Here is a 22040-nt window from a genome sequence, read left to right as displayed (position 1 = left end):
CCTGCCGGGCGGGAGGCGTCGCAACCCACCCGGCAACGTCTGCATAACGAGCAGCCGAATGACAGAGCCCTCGGGAGGCCGCGCCCTCAGGAACCCGCCGGGCTCGGCTGCGCCGTCCCCGGCTTCTTGGTCTTGGCCGCGTTCGCCTCGGCGACCCACTTCTTCAGGTTGGCCGGGGAGATCTGCTCGCCCTTCCTCTGGGGGAACACCGCCTTCCCGTTCAGCAGCACGGTCGGCGTGCCGCGGAAGCTTCCCTCGCGGAAGGCCTGTGCCGACTTGTTCACCCAGCTGTTGTGCCTGCCCTCCTCCACACAGCGGCGGAACGCGGGCGTGTCCAGCCCTTCGACCTTCCCGGCCAGCTCGAGGAGGCGGTCGGTGTCGGCGAAGCCGTCCTCGGTCTCCGGGGGCTGGTTCTGGTACAGCACGTCGTGGTACTGCACGAACTTTCCGGCGTCCTGGGCGCACGCCGCCGCGTTCGCCGCGCGCAGGGAGCCGGTGCCGCCCATGTTCCCGTCGATGATCGTCGCAAGGTGGTACTCGACCCTGAGCTGACCGGAGTCCGTCAGCTGATGGATCGTGTCCCGGAACCCGTTCTCGAACTGGGCGCAGGCCGGGCAGCGGAAGTCCTCCCAGATCGTGAGCGTGGACGGCGCGTCGCTCGCGCCGACCGGGAGGGCGAGCTGCTCCTCGCCCTCGGCGCCGCTGGGCGCGACGACCGGCCCGGCCTCCGAGCTGTCGTCCTTGCCTCCGCTGTTGGCCGCGATCACACCGATGACCGCGGCCAGTCCGAGGACACCGACCACAGCCGCGGACACGATCAACAGACGCCTTCGCTTCTCGCGCGCCTTGTCCAGCTCACGCTCTTGCAGGAGCCGCTCTCGCGCGGCCCGCCTTCCGTCACGGTTCTTCTCGCTCACGCCCACAGCAACGAACCGGGGAGGCACCTATGCGCCTCCCCGGCCCGAGGTCCACCCGGACGGGTGAGCCGGTCCGATCAGATCCCTGCGCGAATCAGAACCTGCGCGGACCGAGCCCGCCCCGCGCGGGCGCCGTCAGCGCTTGCGGACGCCCTTCGCCAGCTCGCCCGCGAACATGCGCACCGCAGCGATGCCCGCCGCATGGTCGTCCGCGTCGAGCAGCCGCTTGACGAAGGCCGAGCCCACGATCACGCCGTCGGCGAAGCCCGCAACCTCGGCCGCCTGCTCCGCGTTGGAGACGCCGAGGCCGACACAGACCGGGAGCTCGCTGGTGGCACGGGTGCGCCGGACCAGGTCCTGGGCCTGGGCGCCGACCGACTCGCGGGTGCCGGTGACACCCATCAGCGAGGCGGCGTAGACGAAGCCGGAGCCCGCCGCCGTGATCTGGGCGAGCCGCTCGTCCTTGCTGCTCGGGGCGACCACGAAGACCGTGGCGAGCCCGTGCTTCTCGGCGTGCTCGCGCCACACCGCGGACTCCTGGACCGGCAGGTCGGGCAGGATGCAGCCCGCGCCGCCCGCCTCGGCCAGTTCGGCGGTGAAGCGCTCGATGCCGTAGCGGTCGATCGGGTTCCAGTACGTCATCACGAGCACCGGCTTGCCGGTGGCCTGGTGGGCCTCGCGGACCGTGCGCATGACGTCGGCGATCCTGACGCCGCCCCGCAGGGCGATGTCGTCGGCGGTCTGGATGACGGGGCCGTCGAGCACCGGGTCGCTGTGCGGCAGGCCGACCTCGACGACGTCCGCACCGCCGTCGAAGACCGCCTTGATCGCCTCGATGCCGCCGTCCACGGTCGGGAAGCCGGCCGGGAGGTACGCGATGAGCGCGGCCCGGTTCTCGGCCTTGGCCTGCGCCAGGGTGTCGCTCAGCAGCGTCTTCCCGCTGATGGATGCAGCCCCGCTCACTTGGCGTCCCCCTCGATCTCGGCGACCTCTCCGGCCGCGTCCGCCGCCACGGAAGTCGCGGCGTTCTCGTCGTACAGCCCGAAGTAGCGGGCGGCGGTGTCCATGTCCTTGTCGCCGCGACCGGACAGATTGACCAGGATCAGTCCGTCCTTGCCGAGCTCCTTGCCGAGCTCCAGGGCTCCGGCGAGCGCGTGCGCGGACTCGATCGCCGGGATGATGCCTTCCGTACGGGACAGGAGCCGCAGCGCCTGCATCGCGGCGTCGTCGGTGACGGCCCGGTACTCGCCTCGTCCGCTGTCCTTGAGGTACGAGTGCTCCGGGCCGATGCCCGGGTAGTCGAGCCCCGCCGAGATCGAGTACGGCTCGGTGATCTGGCCCTCGTCGTCCTGGAGGACGTAACTGCGCGAGCCGTGCAGGATGCCGGGCTCGCCCGCGGTCAGCGTGGCCGCGTGCTCGCCGGTCTCGACGCCGTGGCCCGCGGGCTCGCAGCCCACCAGCCGTACGTCCGTGTCCGGGATGAAGGCGTGGAAGAGGCCGATGGCGTTGGAGCCGCCGCCGACACAGGCCACGGCGGCGTCCGGGAGGCGGCCGGCGCGCTCCAGGATCTGGCGGCGGGCCTCGACGCCGATGACCCGGTGGAAGTCGCGGACCATCGCGGGGAAGGGGTGCGGGCCCGCGACCGTACCGAAGAGGTAGTGGGTGTGGTCGACATTGGCGACCCAGTCGCGGAACGCCTCGTTGATCGCGTCCTTGAGGGTGCGGCTGCCGGACTTCACCGGGACGACCTGGGCGCCGAGCATGCGCATCCTGGCGACGTTCAGCGCCTGGCGCCGGGTGTCGATCTCGCCCATGTAGATGGTGCAGTCGAGGCCGAAGAGCGCACAGGCGGTCGCGGTGGCGACGCCGTGCTGGCCGGCGCCGGTCTCGGCGATGACGCGGGTCTTGCCCATGCGCTTGGTGAGCAGCGCCTGGCCGAGCACGTTGTTGATCTTGTGCGAGCCGGTGTGGTTGAGGTCCTCACGCTTGAGGAAGACCCGCGCGCCACCCGCGTGTTCGGCGAAGCGGGGCACCTCGGTCAGGGCGCTGGGCCGGCCGGTGTAGTGGACGAGCAGGTCGTCGAGCTCGGCGGCGAAGGCGGGGTCGGCCTTGGCCTTGTCGTACTCGACGGCCACCTCGTCGACCGCGGCGACGAGGGCCTCGGGGATGAACTTGCCGCCGAAGGCGCCGAAGTAGCCCTCGGCGTTGGGCACCAGACCCTCGGGGTCGGGAATGAAGTAATCGCTGGGCATGCCAGAACTCCTCAAGAGCGATCAGCTGAAGAGAAATGAAGTGACGTCGGGTCGCTGAGCGGGGGCTCAGCGGCGGCGCCATCGCATGCCGTTGACCTGGCCGGGCTCGTCCCCGATCACGTACCGGACGCGCCGTCCGTGCACCCGGCGGGCCGGGGCCCGGCAGCCGCGCGGGCGGCAGCCGCGCGCCAGCGGCGCGTGCGGCACGCGCGCGGACGCGGCCGCGCCGGCCGGGCGGCGAAGGCTCGGCCGGGGCGGCGGTACGCGGCGGACGGCGGTGGTCATGAGCGGGAGGTCAGCCCCTCCCGTGCCGCAGCGCCGGGTGGGCGCCCGCGGCGACCAGATCGGCCACGGCGGCCTTGGGGTCGCGGCCGGTGACCAGGGACTCGCCGACGAGGACGGCATCGGCGCCGGCGTTGGCGTACGCGATCAGGTCGTGCGGGCCGCGGATGCCGGACTCGGCGATCTTGACGATGCCCGCGGGGATCTCGGGGGCGACCCGTTCGAAGGTGGAACGGTCGACCTTGAGGGTCCTGAGGTCGCGTGCGTTGACGCCGATGATCTTGGCTCCGGCGTCCACGGCGCGCTCGACCTCGTCCTCGTCATGGACCTCGACGAGCGGGGTGAGGCCGATCGACTCGGCACGCTCGATCAGGGAGACGAGCGCCTCCTGGTCGAGTGCCGCGACGATCAGCAGGACCAGGTCGGCACCGTAGGCACGGGCCTCCCACAGCTGGTACGACGTGACGATGAAGTCCTTGCGGAGCAGCGGGATGTCCACCCGGGCCCGCACGGCTTCCAGGTCCGCGAGCGAGCCGCCGAAGCGGCGCTGTTCGGTGAGGACGGAAATGACGGCCGCGCCGCCCGCCTCGTAGTCGGCGGCGAGTCCGGCAGGGTCCGCGATGGCGGCGAGCGCACCCTTGGAAGGGCTGGAGCGCTTCACCTCGCAGATGACCTTGACCCCGTCGCCGCGCAGCGCGGCGACGCCGTCCTTGGCCCGGGGCGCCTTGGCGGCACGCTCCTTGAGCTCGTCGAGGCTGACCCGCGCCTGCCGCTCTGCGAGGTCGGCGCGCACGCCTTCGATGATCTCGTCGAGCACACTCACGCGAGCGGCCCCCTTCCGGGAGGTTGATGGTGGATCACTGTCAGCAATCTCGATGGTATCCGTAGGAGGGCGAAGGCCCCGCATCCGGTTGACGGGCGTCCCACTACCTGGAACCGCTTACTGCCGGTCATGGCGCGAGGAACGCCCCGAACGGAAGATTCCGTACGACGGTGAAGACCAGCAGAATCCCGCCGAGACCCCACCACCAGGCGGGCCGGAGGCCGATGCGCAGCGGCCGGTTCCGGACAGCACGGACGAGCCAGACGGTCCACAGGACGGCGAAGACTCCGTAACCGACGGTGGCGACGGCGTTGGAGCCGAGGGCGGCACCGAGATCGCCGGTGATGAAGGCGTGGGCGCTGCGCAGGCCCCCGCAGCCGGGGCAGTAGATCCCGGTCAGCCGCAGCAGGGGGCAGACCGGATAGTGCCCGGGCTCGTTGGGGTCCACCGTGCCGACGTACGCGAAGGCCGCGGCGACCCCGGCCATGGTTGCCAGCGGCGAGGCGAGCCGCCGTACGAGCGGTGTGCGGCCGGCCGTGGGCCCCGACATCGACAACGGCACCGGCACCGGCACCGGGCCGTGCGCAGAGGCGGGGGTGGCGTGCGCGGAAGCGGGCGCTTGGTGCGGCGCGGGCCCCGGCACGGGGGGCTCGCCAGGGCCGGAGGCGGCGGCAGGGATGACATCCACCCCGTGATTGTCCCCCGGGCATACGAAGAGGCGCAGCCCGGGCTCACCGGACTGCGCCTCGCTCGGAGCGCTCAGGGGTTCCTGAGGGATGCTCGTGGCGTCAGGAGGCCACCGTGGCCCCGGCCGGCGCGGGCTGCGCGGCCTTCGCGGCCTGGGCGGGGGCCTGGACACGGATGGGCTGCTGCTTGGGCATGCCGAGACCCGCGGCCTTCATCGCACCGCCCACGACACCGCCGAGCAGCGTCACGGCGATTCCTGCCCAGAAGCCGAGCGGATTGGCCGCCACCATGAAGACTCCGGCGATGCAGAAGCCGATGAAGCTGATGGTGACGCCGGTCCAGGCGGCCGGGGTGTGTCCGTGGCTGCTGCCCGCCATGTGTTGCTCCTCGTTCGTCTTGCGCTGTGGGGTGAGTCGGACGCTCGTACCCTATTGTCCCGTACTCGCAGGGGTGTCAGGACGTGGGGGTCGTCACTGATCGCGCGTGGGGTCCTCGCCGCGGTCGAGGGCCTTCCACAGGTCCTCCGGCCGGTCCGGATCGGTCGCAGCGGCCGCCTTGCGCGGACCGGCGCCCTCGCGTTCGTAGCGGCCGGACATCGCGGGCCAGGCGGCGCCGTACCGCAGGGCGAGCACACCGGCGGCCAGGATCAGCAGTCCGGCGGCGGCCGTGACGAACGGCCAGGCGGTGTGCGTGAGCGAGTCGACCACGGCCGCGCTGTCCCCGGTGGTCCGCCGCGCCTGCTCGTCGAGGGCCGCGGTCCCGGAGACGCTGCTGTACGCGGCGACCGCCGCACCCGCACCGCTGAGGGTGAGCAGGACGGAGACGAGCAGCCTCCCGGCCCGGCGCACGGCGAAGAGGGCGACGAGCGCGGCCAGACCGACGACGGCGAGCGCGGCCGGAACACCGGTGACGTCCCGGCCGCCGGCTTCCAGGGGCACACTGCCGCCGATCGCGTCGACCGTGCCCTCGGCCCAGGTCTGGCCGGAGGCGAGCAGCACCACGGCGGCGCCGACGGCGCCGAGCAGCAGGGCGGCGGCGAGGCTGCGCCGGCTGCCTGTGGCGGCCGCGGCGCTCTCGGTACGGGGCTGGGGTACGGATGCAGCACTCACGTACCCCACTATCCCCTACCGGTTCAGTTGCCGTTCAGCCGGTTCGCCGTGTGCACGGCCCGCAGCACCGCGGCCGCCTTGTTGCGGCATTCGGTGTCCTCGGCGACCGGGTCCGAGTCGGCGACGATCCCCGCGCCTGCCTGTACGTACGCGGTGCCGTCACGCAGCAGGGCCGTACGGATGGCGATGGCGGTGTCGGAGTCGCCCGCGAAGTCGAGGTAGCCGACACAGCCGCCGTACAGTCCGCGCCGCGAGGGCTCCAGCTCCTCGATGATCTGCATCGCGCGGGGCTTCGGCGCGCCGGAGAGCGTGCCGGCAGGGAAGCAGGCGGTCAGGACGTCGAAGGCGGTACGGCCTGAGGCGACGGTGCCGGTCACGGTCGAGACGATGTGCATGACGTGCGAGTACCGCTCGATGGACATGAAGTCGACGACCTCGACCGAGCCCGGCTCGCAGACCCGGCCGAGGTCGTTGCGGCCGAGGTCGACGAGCATGAGGTGCTCGGCGCGCTCCTTGGGGTCGGCGAGCAGTTCCTCGGCGAGGTCGTGGTCCTCCTGCGGGGTGGCGCCGCGGGGGCGGGTGCCGGCGATCGGGTGCACCATGGCGCGCCCGTCCTCGACCTTGACCAGGGCCTCCGGGCTGGAGCCGACGACGTCGAAGCCCTCGAAGCGGAGCAGGTACATGTACGGGCTCGGGTTGGTGGCCCGCAGCACCCGGTAGACGTCCAGGGCGCTCGCCTCGCACGGCGTCTCGAAGCGCTGTGAGGGGACGACCTGGAATGCCTCGCCCGCGCGGATGCGCTCCTTGATGTCCTCGACGGCTTCCTGGAACTGCTCGCCGCCCCACAGCGGCGCCGTGTACGGGGGCAGCTCGGACGGCGGCAGGGCGTGCGGCTCGTACGTGACGGGGCGGGAGAGGTCGGCCTCCATGGCGTCGAGGCGGGCCACGGCGTCCGCGTACGCCTCGTCGACACCCGTGTCGAGGTCGTTGTGGTTGATCGCGTTGGCGATCAGCAGGACCGTGCCGGCCCAGTGGTCCAGGACGGCGAGGTCCGAGGTGAGCAGCATGGTCAGCTCGGGCAGCTGCAGGTCGTCCCTGCCGTGCTCGCCGATCTTCTCCAGCCTGCGGACGATGTCGTAGCCCAGGTAGCCGACCATGCCGCCGGTGAAGGGCGGCATTCCGGAGGCCAGGTCGCGCGGCGTGTGCAGGGCGTCGACGGTGGCACGCAGCGCCTGCAGCGGATCACCGTCGACGGGGACGCCGACGGGCGGCGTGCCGAGCCAGTGGGCCTGGCCGTCACGAGTGGTGAGGGTGGCGGCGGACCGTACGCCGACGAAGGAGTAGCGGGACCAGGAGCGCCCGTTCTCCGCGGATTCGAGGAGGAAGGTGCCCGGCCGCTCCGCCGCGAGCTTGCGGTAGAGGCCGACCGGCGTATCGCCGTCGGCGAGGAGGCGGCGGCTGACGGGGATGACGCGGCGGTCGGCCGCCAGCTTTCGGAAGGTCTCGAGATCCATGGCGAACGACCCTACTGGCCCAGCGGCAGCACGTCGGCGTCGAAACAGGTACGGGCGCCGGTGTGGCAGGCGGCGCCGATCTGGTCCACCTTGACGAGGACGGTGTCGGCGTCGCAGTCGAGTGCGACCGACTTGACGTGCTGGAAGTGGCCGGATGTGTCCCCCTTGACCCAGTACTCCCGGCGGCTGCGGGACCAGTAGGTGGCGCGGCCGGTGGTGAGGGTGCGGTGCAGGGCCTCGTCGTCCATCCAGCCCAGCATGAGCACCTCGCCGGTGTCGTACTGCTGGGCGATGGCCGGGACCAGGCCGTCGACGCTGCGCTTGAGGCGGCCTGCGATGGCGGGGTCGAGTGCGCTGGAGTTGCTGCGCGTGCTGGGCGTGCCTGTCATGGGGTCATTGTGCCGCTTCGGCGCTCTCCCTCAGGCGGTGCGTCCACTGGGCGGACGCGCGTCGCCCGCCGTAGGCTGACGTGCATGTCGACCCATGCCAAGCGTGAACGGCTTCTGCTCGCCGATCTGTTGGAGTCCGCAGGGCCCGATGCCCCGACCCTGTGCGAGGGGTGGAACACCCGCGATCTGGCGGCGCATGTGGTGGTGCGCGAGCGCCGCCCGGAGGCCGCGGGGATCGTCCTGGGCCTCCTGAGGAGCCGGCTGGAGCGGGTGCAGGCGGAATTCGCCGCAAAGCCGTACGAGGAGCTGATCCAGCTCATCCGCACGGGTCCGCCGCGGATGTCGCCGTTCGCGATCAAGCCGTTCGACGAAGGGGCGAACACGGTCGAGTTCTATGTGCACGCGGAGGACGTACGCCGCGCGCAGCCCGACTGGGCGGCGCGGGAGCTTGACCCGGTCTTCGCGGACACCCTGTGGTCGCGGCTGGAGCGGGGGGCCAGGTTCCTGGGCCGGAAGTCGCCGGTGGGGCTGGTGCTGCGCCGCCCGAACGGTCAGACGGCGGTCGCGCACCGCGGCACCCCGGTGGTGACGGTGACCGGGGATCCGGGTGAGCTCACGATGTTCGCCTTCGGCCGGCAGAAGCAGTCCTCGGTGGAGCTGGAGGGCGACGAGGACGCGGTCGCCAAGGTGCGTGAGGCCGAGCTGGGGATGAGCTAGGGCCCGCCTTCCGGTCGGGGCCAGGACCTAGCGGCTCGGGGAGGCCGGCGTGGCTGCCGGGAGCGGGTGGCCGGGGGCGAGGGCCTTGGCGATCCGGCTCGCGACGGTCTCCGCCGTGTTGCCGTCCGGGGTTTTCGGGCCCTTGGTCGTCGTGACCGCGATGGCCAGCCCTTCGGGTGGCAGATAGGCCTGGACGGCGGCGTATCCGGAGAACGACGGGTTCGTCACGATCCAGCCGTCCAGCACGAGCACACCGAGGCCGAAGTGCTTGGCTGCGGTGTTCTTCAGGCACACCGTGGCGGGGCAGGTCTTCGTAGCGCCGCCGAGCCCGACGGTGCCGGGATCGAGCTGGGTGCGGTACGCCGCGGGCGACAGCAGTTCGCCCGTGCCTACCGCCTCCGCCGAGCGGGCCAGGTCGCAGATGTGGGCGGTGAGGACCGCTCCTGGTGCTGTGGTCCAGGAGGGGTTCCAGAAGGTGGACTCCTCGTAGGGGCCGCGCTCCTTGGTGAAGGCGTGCAGGACCGGCTGCGGGATCTCGGCGGTGAAGCTGTTGCGGGTGCCGTCGAGCCCGAGAGGGCCCATGACGCGCTGCTGCAGCAGTTTGTCGAGCGGCGTGCGGCTGATCTTCTCCAGGGCTGCGCCGAGCAGCACGAAGTTGGCGTGCGAGTAGCTGAATCTGGTGCCCGGCTCGTACCAGAGGGGGTGGGCGGCCGGGAATGCCACCAGCTCCTCGGGCGTCCAGTGGCGGAACGGGGCCGCCTCCAGTTCGGCGAGGAACTTCGGGTCGGTGACGTAGTCGTGGAGCCCCGAGGTGGAGTCGCCGAGCATGCGCAGTGTGATCTCGTCGGCGTGCGGGGCGTCCGGCAGCCAGCGGGACACGGGGTCGTCGAGCCGCGCCTTCTTCTCGTCCACCAGCTGCAGCAGGGTCATGCCCATGTAGACGATGGCGACCGACCCGGCCCGGAAGTGCATGTCGGGCGTCGCGGGTACGCCGGTCATGGACTCACCCAGGGCGGTCGTCAGAACCTCCTCGCCGTCCCTCGTGACGCGCAGCACCACCGAGTTGAGGCCCAGCTCGGTCCTGGCCCGCTGGGCGATGTCCAGCACCTCGCGGGCGGGACCGCCGCGGGGTGGCGGGGAGCTGACGCAGGGGCGGTCCTTCCCCGGCGCCGAGGGTGCGGGGGCGAGAGCGGTGACCTGGAGGATCGCGGCGATGAACACCGCGACACAGAGGAGCGCGGCCCGCCGGTTTCGTCTCATGCCCTGCACTATGGGCGAGCGAGTGCCGTGAAGTACTGGGGAACACCCGGGCGGCCACGGGGATCACCCTTGGGGAGGGCTGCGGCCCGCCCGGAGGCCGTCAGGCGGCCCAGTCGCGCAGAAGACGGGCAACCTCGGTCAGGTCCGCCTCGTCACTGCGGACGTCGCCGACGAGCTTCGCCCAATCGCCGTGCGTCGGCGCGACAGGCACGCCGGACTCCTCCATGTAGGCACGAACACAGCCGATACCGATCGACGCGTTGTAGTCCGTGAACGGACGGAGCCGCAACGCCGTGTGCAGGAACGTGGCCGCGCGCGTGGCCGCTTCCTCGTAGTACGGCTCCCCCGCGACGCGCTCGTACCGGTGTCGCTCGGCCATGCACTGCAAGGCGCCCCAGTCACGGATCGGAGTGTTCCCCGGCGAGACCTCGATCGACTACCGAACGGGATGCCCCGCCTCGCGCAGCGTCTCCTTCACCTGCCCGATCCGCAGATCGCCGAAGTGGAAGACGGATGCCGCGAGCACCGCGTCCGCGCCCGCCGCGATGGCCGGGGCGAAGTCGGCGAGCCTGCCCGCGCCGCCGGAGGCGATGACCGGGACCGTGACGTGCTTGCGGACGGCCGCGATCATCTCCGTGTCGTAGCCGTCCTTGGTGCCGTCGGCGTCCATCGAGTTGAGCAGGATCTCGCCCGCGCCCAGCTCGGCGGCCCGGTGCGCCCATTCGATGGCGTCGATGCCGGTGCCCCGGCGGCCGCCGTGGGTGGTCACCTCGTAGCCGGACGGCGTCGTGGTGCCTTCCGGGGTGCGGCGGGCGTCCACCGACAGGACCAGCACCTGGCGGCCGAAGCGCTCGGCGATCTCGCGGATCAGCTCCGGGCGGGCGATGGCCGCCGTGTTGACGCCGACCTTGTCGGCGCCGGCCCGCAGCAGCTTGTCGACGTCGTCCGCCGAGCGGACGCCGCCGCCCACCGTGAGCGGGATGAAGACCTGCTCCGCGGTGCGGCGCACCACGTCGTACGTCGTCTCGCGGTCGCCGGACGACGCCGTGATGTCGAGGAAGGTCAGCTCGTCGGCGCCCTCGGCGTCGTACAGCTTGGCCATCTCGACCGGGTCGCCCGCGTCCCGGAGATTCCGGAAGTTGACTCCCTTGACCACCCGGCCGTTGTCGACGTCCAGGCACGGGATGACTCGGACCGCGAGGGTCATGACTGCGAACCTCCTCGGTATGCCTCGACCTCGACCTCCACGACCAGCCGCGGGTCGGCGAGGCCGGCGACGATGACCAGCGTCGAGGCGGGGCGGACGGCGTCGAACAGCTCCTTGTGGGCGCGGCCGACCTCCTCGACGTCCCGGGCGTGCGTGATGTACATCCGGGTGCGCACCACGTGCTCGGTGCCGAGGCCGAGCTCCTTCAGCGCGCCGATGGCGACGTTGAAGGAGTTGACCGCCTGGTCGTACGGGCCGCCGTCGGCGAAGGCGCCGTCGATCATCGACGTACAGCCGGAGACGAGCACGAGACCGTTCGGCAGCTCCACGGCGCGCGAGTAGGCGTAGGCCTCTTCCCACGCTCCGCCGGAGGTGATGCGGCGTACGTCTGTCATGGGGAGACTGCCTCCAGGGCCTCTTCCAGGGTGAACGCCTCGGCGTAGAGCGCCTTGCCGACGATGGCGCCCTCGACGCCCTCCGGGACCAGCGAGGCGAGCGCGCGCAGGTCGTCGAGCGAGGAGACGCCGCCGGAGGCGACGACGGGCTTGTCGGTGGCGGCGCAGACGTTGCGCAGCAGCTCCAGGTTGGGGCCCTGGAGGGTGCCGTCCTTGGCGATGTCGGTGACGACGTAGCGGGCGCAGCCCTCGGAGTCGAGCCGGGCCAGCGTCTCGTAGAGGTCGCCGCCGTCGCGGGTCCAGCCGCGGCCGCGCAGGGTCGTGCCGCGCACGTCGAGACCGACCGCGATCTTGTCGCCGTGCTCGGCGATGACCTTGGCGACCCACTCGGGGGTCTCCAGGGCCGCGGTGCCGAGGTTGACGCGGGTGCAGCCGGTGGCGAGGGCCGCGGCGAGGGTGTCGTCGTCGCGGATGCCGCCGGACAGCTCGACCTTGATGTCCATGGCCCCGGCGACCTCGGCGATGAGCTCACGGTTGTCGCCGGTGCCGAAGGCGGCGTCCAGGTCGACCAGGTGGAGCCATTCGGCGCCCGCGCGCTGCCAGGTGAGGGCGGCCTCCAGCGGGGACCCGTACGACGTCTCCGTACCGGACTCTCCGTGGACGAGGCGGACGGCCTGGCCGTCGCGGACGTCGACGGCGGGGAGGAGTTCAAGCTTCTGAGCCATGATCAGAGGGTCTCGATCCAGTTGGTGAGGAGCTGGGCTCCGGCGTCGCCGGACTTCTCGGGGTGGAACTGGGTCGCCCACAGGGCCCCGTTCTCGACGGCCGCGACGAACGGCTCGCCGTGGGTCGCCCAGGTGACCTTGGGGGCGCGCATCGCCGGGTTGGTGATCTCGAGGGACCATTCGTGCACGGCGTACGAGTGGACGAAGTAGAAGCGGGCGTCCGGGTCGAGGCCGGCGAACAGCTCACTGTCCTCGGGCGCCTTGACGGTGTTCCAGCCCATGTGGGGGACGACCGGGGCCTTCAGCGGCGCGACCACGCCGGGCCACTCGTCCAGGCCCTCGGTCTCGACGCCGTGCTCGATGCCGCGCTCGAAGAGGATCTGCATGCCGACGCAGATGCCCATGACCGGGCGGCCGCCGGAGAGCCGGCGGTCGACGATCCAGTGCCCGCGGGCCTCCTTCAGCCCGGTCATGCAGGCGGAGAAGGCGCCGACGCCGGGGACCAGGAGCCCGTCGGCGTTCATGGCCGCGTCGAAGTCACGGGTGATCTCGACGTCCGCGCCGACGCGGGCGACGGCCCGCTCGGCCGACCGGACGTTGCCGAAGCCGTAGTCGAAGACGACGACCTTCTTGCGCGCGCTCATGACCACACGTCCAGGCGCAGGACGCCGGCGACCAGACACATCGCGGCGCCGACGGAGAGCAGCACGATGAGGCCCTTGGGCATCTGCTGCTTGGCGAAGGAGATCACGCCGCCGAGCAGAAAGAGCCCGAGGACGATCAGAACCGTGGAGAGACCGGTCACAGCTACAGCGCACCCTTCGTGGAGGGAAGGATTCCGGCGGCGCGCGGGTCGCGCTCCGAGGCATAGCGCAGGGCGCGGGCGAGCGCCTTGAACTGGCACTCCACGATGTGGTGGGCATTGCGCCCGTACGGCACGTGGACGTGCAGCGCGATCTGCGCCTGGGCGACGAAGGACTCCAGGATGTGCCGGGTCATCGTCGTGTCGTACGCACCGATCATCGGCGCCATGTTCTCCGGCTCGGTGTGCACGAGGTAGGGGCGGCCGGACAGGTCGACGGTCACCTGCGCGAGCGACTCGTCCAGCGGGACGGTGCAGTTGCCGAACCGGTAGATCCCCACCTTGTCGCCGAGGGCCTGCTTGAAGGCGGCGCCCAGCGCGAGGGCGGTGTCCTCGATGGTGTGGTGGCTGTCGATGTGCAGATCGCCGTCGGTCTTGACGGTGAGGTCGAACAGACCGTGGCGGCCGAGCTGGTCCAGCATGTGGTCGTAGAACCCGACCCCGGTCGACACATCGACCTTTCCGGTGCCGTCGAGGTTGATCTCGACGACGACGGACGTCTCCTTCGTGGTGCGCTCGACCCGTCCTACGCGGCTCATGAGCTCTGCTCCTTCTTCAGTGCGCGAACCGCATCGAGGAACGCGTCGTTCTCTTCGGGGGTCCCGGCGGTGACCCGCAGCCAGCCCGGTACGCCGTTGTCACGGACGAGGACGCCCCGGTCGAGGATCTTCTGCCACATGCCGTGGGTGTCCTCGAAGCGTCCGAACTGGACGAAGTTGGCGTCGGATTCGGTCACTTCGTAACCGATGGCGAGCAGCTCGGTGACCAGCCGGTCCCGCTCCTCCTTGAGCTGCTCGACGTACTTCAGCAGCGTGTCCGTGTGCTCCAGGGCGGCGAGTGCCGTCGCCTGGGTGACGGCGGAGAGGTGGTACGGCAGCCGTACGAGCTGGACGGCGTCGACCACGGCCGGGTGCGCGGCGAGATAGCCGAGGCGCAGCCCGGCCGCGCCGAAGGCCTTGGACATGGTGCGCGAGACGACGAGGTTCGGCCGGCCCTGGATCAGCGGCAGCAGCGAGGGGCGGTGGCTGAACTCGACGTAGGCCTCGTCGACGACCACGAGCGACGGCTTGGCCTGCTGGGCGGCCTCGTACAGCGCGAGGACCGTCTCGGCGTCGACGGCGGTGCCCGTGGGGTTGTTGGGCGAGGTGATGAAGACGACGTCGGGCCGGTGCTCGGCGACGGCCCGCGAGGCCGCAGCCACGTCGATGGTGAAGTCGTCGTTGCGGGGACCGGAGATCCAGCCGGTGCCGGTGCCGCGGGCGATCAGTCCGTGCATCGAGTACGAGGGCTCGAAGCCGATGGCCGTGCGGCCCGGGCCGCCGAAGGTCTGGAGCAGCTGCTGGATGACCTCGTTGGATCCGTTGGCCGCCCAGACGTTGGCGAGGGAGACCGGGTGCTTTCCGGTGCGCGTGAGGTACTTGGCAAGCTCGGTGCGGAGCTCGACGGCATCCCGGTCGGGGTAGCGGTTGAGGCCGCGCGCGGCTTCCCTGACCCGCTCGGCGATGCGCTCGACGAGCGGCTCGGGCAGCGGGTACGGGTTCTCGTTGGTGTTCAGCTGTACGGGCACGTCGAGCTGCGGCGCGCCGTACGGGGACTTGCCGCGCAGCTCGTCGCGGACGGGGAGATCGTCGATGCCGATGTCGCTCTTGCTCACTTGCTGTCGGGCACCTTCCTCCCCCACTGCGCTTCGCGCGTGGGGGTACCCCCAAACCTTGCCTTGAGCGCGGCGCCGTGCGCCGGGAGGTCCTCCGCCTCCGCCAGCGTCACCACGTGGTGGGTGACCTCGGCGAGTGCGTCGCGCGTGTAGTCCACGATGTGGACACCGCGCAGGAAGGACTGGACGGAGAGTCCGGAGGAGTGGCAGGCGCAGCCGCCGGTCGGCAGCACGTGGTTGGAGCCCGCGCAGTAGTCACCGAGGGAGACCGGAGCCCAGGGGCCGACGAAGATCGCGCCCGCATTGCGGACCCGGTCGGCGACGGCCGCGGCGTCGGCGGTCTGGATCTCCAGGTGCTCGGCGCCGTACGCGTCGACGACGCGCAGGCCCTCCTCGATGCCGTCGACGAGGACGATCGCGGACTGCTTGCCGGACAGCGCCGGGACGATCCGGTCCTCGACGTGCTTCGTTGCGGCGATCTGCGGCTCCAGCTCGCGCTCGACGGCGTCCGCGAGCTCGGGCGAGTCGGTGACCAGGACGGCCGCGGCCAGCGGGTCGTGCTCGGCCTGACTGATCAGATCGGCGGCGACGTGGGCGGGGTCGGCGGTGGCGTCGGCGAGCACCGCGATCTCGGTCGGGCCGGCCTCGGTGTCGATGCCGATGCGGCCCGTGAAGTAGCGCTTGGCGGCGGCGACCCAGACATTGCCGGGGCCGGTCACCATGTTGGCCGGGGCGCACTCCTCCGTGCCGTACGCGAACATCGCGACGGCCTGGGCACCGCCCGCGGCGTACACCTCGTCCACACCGAGCAGCGCGCAGGCGGCGAGGATCGTCGGGTGCGGCAGGCCGCCGAACTCCTTCTGCGGCGGGGACGCAAGCGCGATGGACTCGACGCCGGCCTCCTGCGCCGGCACCGCGTTCATGATCACGGAGGACGGGTAGACGGAACGCCCGCCCGGTGCGTACAGCCCGACACGCTCGACCGGAATCCACTTCTCGGTCACCGTGCCACCGGGCACGACCTGCGTGGTGTGCGTCTCGCGGCGCTGCGCGCGGTGGACGATCCTGGCGCGCCGGATCGACTCCTCCAGGGCGGCCCTGACCTCGGGGTCGAGCTGCTCGAGCGCCTCGGCGAGCGCCTTCGCGGGCACCCGTACCCGCTCCAGCTTCACACCGTCGAACTTCTCGGCGTACTCGATCAGCGCCGCCGTGCCGCGATGATGCACGTCCTCGCAGATGGGCCGCACCTTCTCCAGGGCGGCCTCCACGTCGAACTCGGCGCGGGGCAGCAGGTCGCGCAGGGCGCCACCCTCCGGGAGGGCGTCGCCACGCAGATCGATTCGAGCCAGAGAAATTGATCGCAGCACGGGTCAATTCTCGCAGACGTGCTCCGAGGACCGGTCGTCCGTATCACTGGCTGATACGTGTCCCACAACTCGCTCATGACCACTAGCGTTCAGTCCGTCACGCAGCGGGAAGAACGGTTGTACGAATGCACGAAACCGGGGAAGCAAGGGGGCGGCCTTGACCGAGCCGCAGGGCATGGACATGCCCAACGATCTGACCACGGCGGAACACACCATGTGGACGGCGTTCGAGAGCGGCAGAACCTGCGACCTGCGTGACCGCAATCCGCTGCTGAACGATCCCTTCTCGGGCGGGGCCTGGGGCCCGGAGCGCAGCGTCCGCGCCGATGTGATCGCGATGCTGCTGCTCAGCGGCCCGCCCGCGCGGCCGGGCCGGGTGTGCGCACTGAAGCTGCGCGGGGCGTTCATCACCGGGAAGCTCTCGCTCGCGGGCGGGACGATCGGGCCGTACGTCGAGCTGACCGGCTGCCGCTTCGAGAACGAAGTGACGCTCCCCGAGGCCCGGTTCACGACCCTGCGCATGGTCGGCTGCGCGATCCCGCGGCTGGAGGCCGCCCGGCTGCACACGGAGGGCGATCTGCATCTGCCGCGCTGCCGGGTCGAGCGCGGCATACGGCTCACGGACGCGCAGATAGGCACGGATCTGCTGATCAACCAGATCCGGGTGTGGCCGGACCGGCGGGGCCGTGCGATCGCCGCGGACGGGCTGTCCGTGGCACAGGACCTCCAGGCCGAGCTGATCGAGACGTACGGCGAAGTCAGCCTGCGCGGCGCGAAGGTCGGCGTGTCGCTGAGCCTGCGCGGCAGCCGGCTGAGGGCGGCGGAGGGACGCCGTGCGCTCAACGCCCCGCAGCTGACCGTGGAGCGCACGCTGTACATGACCTACGCCTGGGTCAACGTGGCCGGCGACCAGGGCGCCACTCCCCCGTTCGGCATCGCGAACGCGGCCGGCGGCCGGGCACGCGTCGCACAGGAGCAGCCCTTCGAGTGCCACGGCGGGGTGCGTCTGGACGACGGCCGCTTCGGCGACGCGGTCGACTTCCACAAGGCCCGCTTCATCCTGTCGGACGCCCGGCGCGAGGAGCTGTCGCTGCGCAGGATCGCCACTCCCGAGCTGCGCTTCAACGGCGAGCGGCCCGAGGAGGGCCGCGTCGTGCTCAACGGCGCGAAGATCGTCACGCTCATCGACCTGTCGACGAGCTGGCCCGGTCCCGGCGGGCTCGCGATGGGCGGTTTCGTGTACGAGAACCTCGTCCCGTACAGCCGCTTCCCGCTCGCACGCCGGCTGGAGTGGGTGGCCGCGGCCACCCCCGAGTACGCGCCGGAGCCGTACGAACGGCTGGCGACGGTGCTGCGCAACAGCGGCGAGGACGCGGACGCGCGCGAGGTGCTGCTCGCCAAGCAGCGTCGGCGCCGCGAGACCCTGCCGCTGGCCGCGAAACTCTGGGGCTATCTGCAGGACTGGACGGTGGCGTACGGCTACCGGCCGGGGCGGGCAGCGCTGTGGATGGCGATCCTTTGGGCGGCGGGAGCGGTGGCGTTCTCCCGCTACGAGCCCGCGGCGATCAAGCCGGACGAGCACCCGGAGTGGAACGCGTCCCTGTACGCCCTTGACCTGCTCCTCCCGGTGATCAACCTCGGCCAGGACGGCTACTGGCGCCTGGAGGGCCGCTGGCAGTGGGCCGCGGCGGCGCTGGTGCTGCTCGGCTGGATCCTCGCGACGACGGTGGCGGCGGGGGCGTCGAGGATGCTGAGACGGGGCTGAGGGAAGGGGCGCCGCTGAGGCGGGCCGAGGCAGGCAGCACTGCCGAGGCGAGGCCGAGGGAGGGGCGCGTGCGCAGGATTGCACGCTCCTTTGCTCTTTCTTGACCTTCGGCAGGACAACCATTCCACCTGCTACCAAAACTTCACAGATGCCCCCTGGCGCCGCCCCTACCTGCGGCTTTCAATGGTCCGCACCATGTCTCTGCTCCGCGCCATGATCAGCACCGCCCGCATGATCCGGCACACCCCGCGGCTCGCCGACGGGCTGACGCCGGACGACGCGGTACTGCTCGACGCGCCCGACGGGCGGCTCGGGCCCGCACTCGTGGCCGCCGCGCTCGGCGATCACGAGCCGGCAGCCGAACTGCTCGCCGCCACGCGCGCGGCGGCCGAGTGGGAGAACCGCGACCGCTATGTCATGCGGCTCGCGGCGTTCGCGTACCACCGCGGCGACTGGCTGGCCCACTGGCTCGCCACCACTCCGCGCGATCCGGACGCCCTGCTGGTGAAGGCCGAACTGGAGGTGCGCAGGGCATGGAGCTCGCCCGCGCGCGGGGAGCGGCTCCGCGAGGTCGGGCCGCTGATCCACGCGGCGGCCGAGGCGGGTCCCCAGGATCCGGTGCCCTGGCGGCTGGCGCTCGACCACGCGCGCGGCACTCACGCCACGCACACCGCGTTCGAGTCGCTGTGGGAGCAGGCCGTGCGCCGGGCCTCGCACCACTACGGCTGCCATGTCGCGGCGCTCCAGTACCTCTCCGCCGTCTGGTACGGCTCGCACCGCGAGTGCTTCGACTTCGCCGAGCGCGCCGCCGAGGACGCGCTGCCGGGTTCGCTGGTGCAGGCGCTGCCCGTGCGGGCGGCGTTCGCGCTGCTGCTGACAGGGGAGCCCACCGCCGTACAGGCGGACCGGATCGACGCCGCCGCCGATCTGGCGATCGCGCTGTCCGGCCAGTACGAGGCCGGCGACCCGTGGCCATCGGAGATCCGCAATCTGCTGGTGTACGTGCTGATCGCGCGGGGCCGCTGGGCGGAGGCGCTGGAGCAGTTCCGGCTGATCGGCCCGTACGCGACGTCGTTCCCGTGGAACTGCGTGACGGACGATCCGCTGGGCCAGTTCCTGGAGGCGCGCGACGGCGTACGGATCGAGGTGGCCTCGACGATGCCCTTCCGGCGGACGTCGGCCCGGTCGGCCCGCTCTTCCGGGTCGCGAGGGGTGCCGGGCGTTCCCGACGTGACCGGCCCCGCGGGTGCGATCGGTCCGATCCGCAGACAGGCCGGACAGAGCCCGTCCGGGGGCCATTACGCTTAGCCGCTGTGACCACCGCAAGCCTGCCCCTCTTCCCGCTCAACGCGGTGCTCTTCCCAGGACTCGTTCTGCCGCTGAACGTCTTCGAAGAGCGTTATCGCGCCATGATGCGCGAGCTGCTGAAGACCGACGAGTCCGAACCCCGCAGGTTCGCCGTGGTCGCCATCCGCGACGGCCGCGAGGTCGCGCCGACCGCGCCCGGCATGCCGGACCAGACCGCGCTGCCCGAAAAGGGCCCGGCGGCGGGCTTCGGTGCGGACCCGATCCAGGCGTTCCACCGGGTGGGGTGCATCGCGGACGCCGCGACGATCCGCGAGCGCGCGGACGGCAGCTTCGAGGTGCTGGCCACCGGCACGAGCCGGATCAAACTGCTCTCCGTCGACGCGAGCGGTCCCTTTCTGACCGCCGAGGTCGAGGAGATCCCGGAGGAGCCGGGCGACGGGGCGGGAGCCCTCGCCGAGGGTGTGCTCCGGGCGTTCCGCAGCTACCAGAAGCGGCTGGCGGGCGCGCGGGAGCGTTCGCTGTCGACGGGCGCCGAGCTGCCGGACGAGCCGTCGGTCGTGTCGTATCTGGTGGCCGCCGCGGCGGTGCTGGACACCCCGGCGAAGCAGCGGCTGCTGCAGGCGCCGGACACGGCGACGCGGCTGCGTGAGGAGCTGAAGCTGCTGCGCTCCGAGACGGCGGTGATCCGGCATCTGCCGTCGCTGCCGGCGGTCGAGCTGACGCGGGCGCCGACGAGCCCGAACTGAGCCCGCGAGCCCGAACCGACACGAGGACCAGGACCTTGGCGAAGAAGTCGAAGAAGCAGCAGGGCGGCGGAGGCACCCCGGCGACGGTGGCGCTGACGGCCGCGGGTACGGAGTTCACGGTCCACGCGTACGAGCACGACCCGGCGTCGGCGTCGTACGGCGAGGAGGCCGCCGAGGCCCTCGGCGTCTCGCCCGAGCGGGTCTTCAAGACGCTCGTCGCGGACGTCGACGGCGAGCTGACGGTGGCCGTCGTCCCGGTGGCGGGCCAGCTCGACCTGAAGGCCCTCGCCACGGCGGTCGGCGGCAAGCGTGCGGTGATGGCCGACCCGGCGGCCGCGGAGCGCACGACGGGCTATGTGCGGGGCGGCATCTCCCCGCTGGGCCAGCGCAAGCGGCTGCGGACGGTGCTGGACGCGTCGGCCTCCGCGCACACGACGATCTGCGTGTCGGCCGGCCGCCGGGGCCTTGAGGTCGAGCTCGCGCCGGGCGACCTGGCCGGCCTCACGGGAGCGGTGGTGGCCCCGATCGGCCGCGCGTAGCTCCTGTCCGTCCCTGCGCGCACCCTCGACGGCGGGGCCTTCCTCCGCTACGACCGTAGGACACCCGATCTGAGGGGGCCCACATGTCGAAGCGCACACGCAAACGCAAATGGCGCCTGAGGAAGCGCCGCGCCAACCACGGCCGCCGCCCGGCCTGACGTTTCGCGGCGGACCGCCCCCGGGTGGCCCGAACTGCGGGCTTCGCCCCCGGACCCCGGGGATGTGCGTGCCCGGCACCGGCGGGTGGGCCGGGGTGTCCGTCCTCAAACGCCGGACGGGCTCGATATGCGCGCCCGGCACCTGCGGGTGGACCCACACGTCCGGGCCCCCGGGGCTTGGGACGCGAGGCCCCCACGCCCGCCAGGGCAGGCCCGGGCCGGGGGCGGAGCCCCGAGATCCGCTCCCGCGGTGGTGCCTCCACGATCGGGGGGCGTAAGGGGCAGAGCTCCCGGAACGGGTCGGGAGCAGAGTCCCACCGGCCCGCTGGGGGGCTCCCAGCGAGGCGCCGGGCCCGCGGCGGAGCCGCAAGATCCAGACACACGCCCGCAGGGCGTAGCGGGCAAAGCCCTGAGAACGGGGCGAGAACAGAGCCCCGCCTGCCGCGCTGGGGGGCTCCCAGCGAGGCGCCGGGCCCGCGGCGGAGCCCCGAGATTCCAGCCCCCTCGGGCAGAGCCCCGGAACGGGGTCCGGGGCGGAGCCCGAACCAGCGCCTCCAGCCCCGCTGGGCTCCCACGCCCGCAGGGCGTCGGGGCCCGCGAAGAACGGAGCCTGGGCCGGAGCCACAGTTCGGGAAGGGGCGGGGTGGGGAAGAGGCCCCGCGCAGCAGAACCCCGCAGCGGCACCCCTCAGCCGCACCCCGCGTCAGCCGCCTGTGGGCCCGCCCAGCGGCGGGGCCGGCCAGTCGGGTTCCGGGTCGCGGGGGGCGAAGAGGGCCGTGAGGGCCAGGTGGACCACCATGGACGCCACGGGCCAGGCCAGCAGCGCCGCACGGGAGCGGAGCTGCAGGGGCGCGTCGAAGGTGACGCCCTCGCCCACCGCACGCGCGTGGGCGACGACGTCCTGCTCGGGGCCGAACCAGTAGCCGATGCCCCAGCCCAGCATCGAAGCCGCAAGCCCGCCCAGCGCCAGCGCGAGGACGAGCGGGATTCCGCCGCGCCGGTGGATCAGGAACACCACCGCCGCGCACAGCACCCCGAAGCCGAGTGCCAGCAGCACGAACGTGCCGTCCGCGCCCGCCGCCTCCTCGCCCTCCGTGTCCACGACGAAGACCGCCTTGCCCGTGGAGATCAGCGCCACGCGCGGCGCGAGCCACAGCCACAGCAGGCCGAGCGCGACGCCGGCCAGCACCACCGCCGGCAGGACGATGGCAGCCAGGCGCAGCTCCCTCTTCATCTCCTGCCCTTCTCCGTCCTTCATGGGGAGGGGGTACGGGTTGTACCAGGGCGCGTCGTGCGGCGGAGGCTGGTGAGGCGGCGTAAGGGGTGCGGTCACCCTGACATCGTGCCAAACGTCCCTGTGGCCC

Annotated in this window: 26 protein-coding genes; 5 read left to right on the top strand and 21 right to left on the bottom strand. The window is 72.0% G+C overall.

The genetic code is table 11. The features are described 5' to 3' along the window. Positions 1–86: 86 nt before the first annotated feature. The 10 genes from ACWCXB_RS19085 to hisI form a co-directional block, all read right to left on the bottom strand. A complete protein-coding gene (locus ACWCXB_RS19085; RefSeq protein ID WP_450724261.1) occupies positions 87–917 on the bottom strand; it encodes a DsbA family protein in 831 nt (276 codons plus the stop codon). Positions 918–1052: 135 nt separating this feature from the next. Then, a complete protein-coding gene (trpA, locus tag ACWCXB_RS19080) occupies positions 1053–1862 on the bottom strand; it encodes a tryptophan synthase subunit alpha (RefSeq protein WP_450724339.1) in 810 nt (269 codons plus the stop codon). Between the two features lie 14 nt (positions 1863–1876). After that, positions 1877–3169 (bottom strand): tryptophan synthase subunit beta, encoded by a 1293-nt coding sequence (gene trpB / locus ACWCXB_RS19075; protein ID WP_450724259.1) that lies wholly within the window; start codon positions 3167–3169, stop codon positions 1877–1879. A gap of 66 nt (positions 3170–3235) precedes the next feature. Beyond that, complete coding sequence (trpM, locus tag ACWCXB_RS19070; RefSeq protein ID WP_450724257.1) at positions 3236–3454, bottom strand: tryptophan biosynthesis modulator TrpM; 219 nt, start codon at positions 3452–3454, stop codon at positions 3236–3238. Positions 3455–3464: 10 nt separating this feature from the next. Further along, on the bottom strand, positions 3465–4274 hold the full coding sequence (gene trpC / locus ACWCXB_RS19065) for an indole-3-glycerol phosphate synthase TrpC (RefSeq protein WP_450724255.1): 810 nt from the start codon (positions 4272–4274) through the stop codon (positions 3465–3467). Positions 4275–4401: 127 nt separating this feature from the next. Continuing rightward, the gene (locus ACWCXB_RS19060) at positions 4402–4953 is read right to left on the bottom strand and encodes a DUF2752 domain-containing protein (protein ID WP_450724337.1); all 552 of its coding nucleotides are present in this window, start codon (positions 4951–4953) and stop codon (positions 4402–4404) included. 109 nt (positions 4954–5062) lie between these two features. Next, positions 5063–5338: an HGxxPAAW family protein gene (locus tag ACWCXB_RS19055; RefSeq protein WP_450724253.1), complete on the bottom strand. Its 276-nt coding sequence runs from the start codon at positions 5336–5338 to the stop codon at positions 5063–5065. Between the two features lie 93 nt (positions 5339–5431). After that, complete coding sequence (locus ACWCXB_RS19050) at positions 5432–6079, bottom strand: TIGR02234 family membrane protein (protein ID WP_450724251.1); 648 nt, start codon at positions 6077–6079, stop codon at positions 5432–5434. Positions 6080–6093: 14 nt separating this feature from the next. Continuing rightward, positions 6094–7584 carry an anthranilate synthase component I gene (locus ACWCXB_RS19045; RefSeq protein WP_450724249.1) on the bottom strand — a complete coding sequence of 497 codons (1491 nt, stop codon included), beginning with the start codon at positions 7582–7584 and terminating at the stop codon, positions 6094–6096. 11 nt (positions 7585–7595) lie between these two features. After that, the gene (gene hisI, locus ACWCXB_RS19040) at positions 7596–7973 is read right to left on the bottom strand and encodes a phosphoribosyl-AMP cyclohydrolase (protein ID WP_450724247.1); all 378 of its coding nucleotides are present in this window, start codon (positions 7971–7973) and stop codon (positions 7596–7598) included. An 84-nt stretch (positions 7974–8057) separates the two neighbouring features. Between hisI and ACWCXB_RS19035 the strand changes: the two genes are divergently transcribed. Next, positions 8058–8690, top strand: coding sequence for a TIGR03085 family metal-binding protein (locus ACWCXB_RS19035; protein WP_450724245.1), 633 nt, complete (start codon positions 8058–8060; stop codon positions 8688–8690). 27 nt (positions 8691–8717) lie between these two features. On the opposite strand, the gene ACWCXB_RS19030 is transcribed toward ACWCXB_RS19035, so the two are convergent. The 10 genes from ACWCXB_RS19030 to hisD all read right to left on the bottom strand — a co-directional run bounded on the left by ACWCXB_RS19030 (position 8718) and on the right by hisD (position 16157). Next, positions 8718–9950, bottom strand: a complete 1233-nt coding sequence (locus ACWCXB_RS19030) for a serine hydrolase domain-containing protein (protein ID WP_450724243.1) — start codon at positions 9948–9950, stop codon at positions 8718–8720. Between the two features lie 100 nt (positions 9951–10050). Continuing rightward, positions 10051–10329: a hypothetical protein gene (locus ACWCXB_RS19025; RefSeq protein ID WP_450724241.1), complete on the bottom strand. Its 279-nt coding sequence runs from the start codon at positions 10327–10329 to the stop codon at positions 10051–10053. A gap of 57 nt (positions 10330–10386) precedes the next feature. Further along, on the bottom strand, positions 10387–11157 hold the full coding sequence (gene hisF / locus ACWCXB_RS19020) for an imidazole glycerol phosphate synthase subunit HisF (protein WP_450724239.1): 771 nt from the start codon (positions 11155–11157) through the stop codon (positions 10387–10389). Continuing rightward, positions 11154–11552 carry a Rid family hydrolase gene (locus tag ACWCXB_RS19015; RefSeq protein WP_450724237.1) on the bottom strand — a complete coding sequence of 133 codons (399 nt, stop codon included), beginning with the start codon at positions 11550–11552 and terminating at the stop codon, positions 11154–11156. Before ACWCXB_RS19015 ends, hisF begins: the two co-directional genes overlap by 4 nt. Continuing rightward, a complete protein-coding gene (gene priA, locus ACWCXB_RS19010; protein ID WP_450724235.1) occupies positions 11549–12277 on the bottom strand; it encodes a bifunctional 1-(5-phosphoribosyl)-5-((5-phosphoribosylamino)methylideneamino)imidazole-4-carboxamide isomerase/phosphoribosylanthranilate isomerase PriA in 729 nt (242 codons plus the stop codon). Before priA ends, ACWCXB_RS19015 begins: the two co-directional genes overlap by 4 nt. A 2-nt stretch (positions 12278–12279) precedes the next feature. Continuing rightward, the gene (hisH, locus tag ACWCXB_RS19005; RefSeq protein ID WP_450724233.1) at positions 12280–12921 is read right to left on the bottom strand and encodes an imidazole glycerol phosphate synthase subunit HisH; all 642 of its coding nucleotides are present in this window, start codon (positions 12919–12921) and stop codon (positions 12280–12282) included. Continuing rightward, positions 12918–13082, bottom strand: coding sequence for a hypothetical protein (locus tag ACWCXB_RS19000; protein WP_450724231.1), 165 nt, complete (start codon positions 13080–13082; stop codon positions 12918–12920). Before ACWCXB_RS19000 ends, hisH begins: the two co-directional genes overlap by 4 nt. A gap of 2 nt (positions 13083–13084) precedes the next feature. Next, complete coding sequence (gene hisB, locus ACWCXB_RS18995; RefSeq protein ID WP_351570561.1) at positions 13085–13678, bottom strand: imidazoleglycerol-phosphate dehydratase HisB; 594 nt, start codon at positions 13676–13678, stop codon at positions 13085–13087. Continuing rightward, the gene (locus ACWCXB_RS18990; protein WP_450724229.1) at positions 13675–14793 is read right to left on the bottom strand and encodes a histidinol-phosphate transaminase; all 1119 of its coding nucleotides are present in this window, start codon (positions 14791–14793) and stop codon (positions 13675–13677) included. The genes hisB and ACWCXB_RS18990 overlap by 4 nt, the downstream gene beginning before the upstream one ends. Then, positions 14790–16157 (bottom strand): histidinol dehydrogenase, encoded by a 1368-nt coding sequence (gene hisD, locus ACWCXB_RS18985; RefSeq protein WP_450724335.1) that lies wholly within the window; start codon positions 16155–16157, stop codon positions 14790–14792. The genes ACWCXB_RS18990 and hisD overlap by 4 nt, the downstream gene beginning before the upstream one ends. 160 nt (positions 16158–16317) lie before the next feature. Here hisD and ACWCXB_RS18980 point away from each other — a divergent pair, with 160 nt between their 5' ends. The 4 genes from ACWCXB_RS18980 to ybaK all read left to right on the top strand — a co-directional run bounded on the left by ACWCXB_RS18980 (position 16318) and on the right by ybaK (position 20518). Continuing rightward, a complete protein-coding gene (locus ACWCXB_RS18980; protein WP_450724227.1) occupies positions 16318–17925 on the top strand; it encodes an oxidoreductase in 1608 nt (535 codons plus the stop codon). 183 nt (positions 17926–18108) lie between these two features. Beyond that, entirely contained in the window at positions 18109–19233 is a 1125-nt protein-coding gene (locus ACWCXB_RS18975; protein WP_450724225.1) for a hypothetical protein, read from the top strand. 5 nt (positions 19234–19238) lie between these two features. After that, positions 19239–19979 carry an LON peptidase substrate-binding domain-containing protein gene (locus ACWCXB_RS18970; RefSeq protein WP_450724223.1) on the top strand — a complete coding sequence of 247 codons (741 nt, stop codon included), beginning with the start codon at positions 19239–19241 and terminating at the stop codon, positions 19977–19979. Positions 19980–20014: 35 nt separating this feature from the next. Further along, positions 20015–20518 (top strand): Cys-tRNA(Pro) deacylase, encoded by a 504-nt coding sequence (gene ybaK / locus ACWCXB_RS18965; RefSeq protein WP_450724221.1) that lies wholly within the window; start codon positions 20015–20017, stop codon positions 20516–20518. An 861-nt stretch (positions 20519–21379) separates the two neighbouring features. On the opposite strand, the gene ACWCXB_RS18960 is transcribed toward ybaK, so the two are convergent. Then, positions 21380–22009 carry a DUF2567 domain-containing protein gene (locus ACWCXB_RS18960; protein WP_450724219.1) on the bottom strand — a complete coding sequence of 210 codons (630 nt, stop codon included), beginning with the start codon at positions 22007–22009 and terminating at the stop codon, positions 21380–21382. Between the last annotated feature and the right edge of the window lie 31 nt (positions 22010–22040).

It is taken from the genome of Streptomyces sp. NPDC001514 (genome assembly GCF_053597075.1).
This window is presented reverse-complemented; position numbering and strand designations above follow the sequence as displayed.

Bases quoted from the DNA above. Each gene is read 5' to 3' on its own strand.
- trpB (WP_450724259.1), bottom strand. From the start codon at position 3,169: ATGCCCAGCGATTACTTCATTCCCGACCCCGAGGGTCTGGTGCCCAAC.
- trpM (WP_450724257.1), bottom strand. From the start codon at position 3,454: ATGACCACCGCCGTCCGCCGCGTACCGCCGCCCCGGCCGAGCCTTCGC.
- ACWCXB_RS19055 (WP_450724253.1), bottom strand. From the start codon at position 5,338: ATGGCGGGCAGCAGCCACGGACACACCCCGGCCGCCTGGACCGGCGTC.
- ACWCXB_RS19045 (WP_450724249.1), bottom strand. From the start codon at position 7,584: ATGGATCTCGAGACCTTCCGAAAGCTGGCGGCCGACCGCCGCGTCATC.
- hisI (WP_450724247.1), bottom strand. From the start codon at position 7,973: ATGACAGGCACGCCCAGCACGCGCAGCAACTCCAGCGCACTCGACCCC.
- ACWCXB_RS19035 (WP_450724245.1), top strand. From the start codon at position 8,058: ATGTCGACCCATGCCAAGCGTGAACGGCTTCTGCTCGCCGATCTGTTG.
- ACWCXB_RS19030 (WP_450724243.1), bottom strand. From the start codon at position 9,950: ATGAGACGAAACCGGCGGGCCGCGCTCCTCTGTGTCGCGGTGTTCATC.
- ACWCXB_RS19025 (WP_450724241.1), bottom strand. From the start codon at position 10,329: ATGGCCGAGCGACACCGGTACGAGCGCGTCGCGGGGGAGCCGTACTAC.
- hisF (WP_450724239.1), bottom strand. From the start codon at position 11,157: ATGACCCTCGCGGTCCGAGTCATCCCGTGCCTGGACGTCGACAACGGC.
- ACWCXB_RS19015 (WP_450724237.1), bottom strand. From the start codon at position 11,552: ATGACAGACGTACGCCGCATCACCTCCGGCGGAGCGTGGGAAGAGGCC.
- priA (WP_450724235.1), bottom strand. From the start codon at position 12,277: ATGGCTCAGAAGCTTGAACTCCTCCCCGCCGTCGACGTCCGCGACGGC.
- hisH (WP_450724233.1), bottom strand. From the start codon at position 12,921: ATGAGCGCGCGCAAGAAGGTCGTCGTCTTCGACTACGGCTTCGGCAAC.
- hisB (WP_351570561.1), bottom strand. From the start codon at position 13,678: ATGAGCCGCGTAGGACGGGTCGAGCGCACCACGAAGGAGACGTCCGTC.
- ACWCXB_RS18975 (WP_450724225.1), top strand. From the start codon at position 18,109: ATGGTCCGCACCATGTCTCTGCTCCGCGCCATGATCAGCACCGCCCGC.